This is a genomic window from Microcystis sp. M53598_WE2, from assembly GCF_030067735.1.
Taxonomy (GTDB): domain Bacteria; phylum Cyanobacteriota; class Cyanobacteriia; order Cyanobacteriales; family Microcystaceae; genus Microcystis; species Microcystis aeruginosa.
This window is the reverse complement of the sequence record NZ_JASJFE010000912.1, coordinates 1-1,128: the sequence shown is the minus strand read 5'-3', so window position 1 is coordinate 1,128 and position 1,128 is coordinate 1. Positions and strand designations below refer to the sequence as shown.

The 1,128-nt window shown below is 37.1% G+C and carries 2 protein-coding genes; both read left to right on the top strand.

The genetic code is table 11. The features are described 5' to 3' along the window. Window positions 1-957: DUF4351 domain-containing protein (locus PX636_RS18545; RefSeq protein WP_288118238.1), on the top strand; the 957-nt coding region annotated here is incomplete at its 5' end. Between the two features lie 39 nt (window positions 958-996). Continuing rightward, window positions 997-1,128: sll1618 family protein (locus PX636_RS22930; RefSeq protein ID WP_502882902.1), on the top strand; the 132-nt coding region annotated here is incomplete at its 3' end.

Below are 1,128 nucleotides of genomic sequence, written 5' to 3'. Positions count from 1 at the left end.
ACTTTTTTTGTTGAATTTATTCAGTTGTTTTTTTCTGAGATTATTAATTATTTAGAGCCTAATCAGATCACATTTTTAGACAAAGAAGTCTTTACCGATGTCACGGAAGGAGAAAAGTATGAAAGTGATTTAGTCGCCCAAGTGCAATTTCGAGGACAATCATCATTTTTCTTAATTCATCTAGAAGCACAGTCTAGCTCTCAACCGGAATTTAATCGGCGAATGTTTACTTATTTCGCTCGTCTGCATCAAAAATTTGCCTTACCAGTTTATCCCATTGTCATATTCTCCTATGATCGTCCACAAAAAGAAGCAATTCGTCAATATAAAATTGAGTTTCCTGACTTAAAAGTGTTAGAATTTAACTATCAAGTTGTCCAGTTAAATCGCTTGCATTGGCGAGATTTTATCAATCAAGCTAATCCCGTCGCCGCCGCTTTGATGGCCAAGATGAAAATTGCCCCTCGGGATAGAGCAAAAGTTAAGGCACAATGTCTAAGATTATTGGTAACATTAAGATTAGATGCTGCTAGAATGCAATTGATTTCAGGCTTTGTCGATACCTATCTCAATCTCAACTCGTTCGAGGAGATAGAATTTCAACAGGAGATTAGCACATTTATTCAACCCGAACAGGAGGGAGTTATGCAGATTACCACCAGTTGGATGCGCCGCGGTTTAGAACAGGGTTTAGAACGGGGTTTAGAACAGGGTTTAGAACAGGGTTTAGAACAGGGTTTAGAACGGGGTTTAGAACGGGGTTTAGAACAGGGTTTAGCAAGAGAAAGAAATCTAATTATTCGTCTGATTAAACGTAAGTTAGGAGCTATTGATGTGGATATAGAGAGTCGGATTATGACCTTGAATATTGATGATCTAGAACGAGTGGGGGAAGCTTTATTGGATTTTTCGACAGGGGAGGATTTAACTAATTGGTTAAATGCTTTAGACGCTTAGTATTTTTCTCTTAAACTTCACAGAAGGCTAGGTATGTTTATGAGTATAACTTTTGAAAATGCCATCCAACAAACTCAAGATTTACTAAGTCAAATTGAGTTTTTAGATGCCAATGTAATCACTGAAAAACTTACTGATCTAGTCTCCACAAAAAATGGAGCTAGAGGATTT